The following is a 527-nucleotide window of genomic DNA, read 5'->3' as shown; positions in this document are numbered from 1 at the left end:
GGCTTTGTTTCCTAACTCGAATTCAGGTAAAAACGTACTTAAAATGGCTAACCATTAGGCGATCACTGTCGTTTTAGGCATACCTAGCCCCGTCAGCTTATTTAGTGCTTTTATCATGGCATAAGTCTCGCCAACCTGAGCATTGTCATTTCTTAGGCTTAATGTGCCACCGAGTCGTTTCTTCACACGAAACATCGCAGTCTCTGAGAGTGAACGCTTATGGTAGCCGTCCCTCTTTTTCCAATGCTTGTTTGAACCATATAGCTTCTGGCAACCTACCGCTAGATTACGTGGATGACCTCGCTCCCAAAAAGCAGCGCCTTTTCGCGGTGGTATGCGTGGGACGGCTCGTTTGATGCGAATAGCTTCGTAGCACAGCCTTGTATCGTAAGCGCCATCGCCTGATATTTCATTGATTCTTCTGCGGGTCTGTTTGAGTAAATTCGGTAACACTTCACCGTCGGTCACATTCGACAAGCTTAATTCAGCGGCAATGAGTTCATGCGTGTCAGTATCGACCGCTAAAT

The 527-nt window shown here is 46.7% G+C and carries 1 protein-coding gene; it reads right to left on the bottom strand.

Annotation, left to right across the window (positions count from 1 at the left end):
* Nucleotides 1-54: 54 nt before the first annotated feature.
* Nucleotides 55-527 (bottom strand): IS5 family transposase (locus BLO31_RS12110; RefSeq protein WP_139158999.1); only part of this gene is annotated, 473 nt, incomplete at its 5' end.

The organism is Vibrio sonorensis, assembly GCF_001854765.1.
GTDB lineage: Bacteria > Pseudomonadota > Gammaproteobacteria > Enterobacterales > Vibrionaceae > Vibrio > Vibrio sonorensis.
This window is presented reverse-complemented; position numbering and strand designations above follow the sequence as displayed.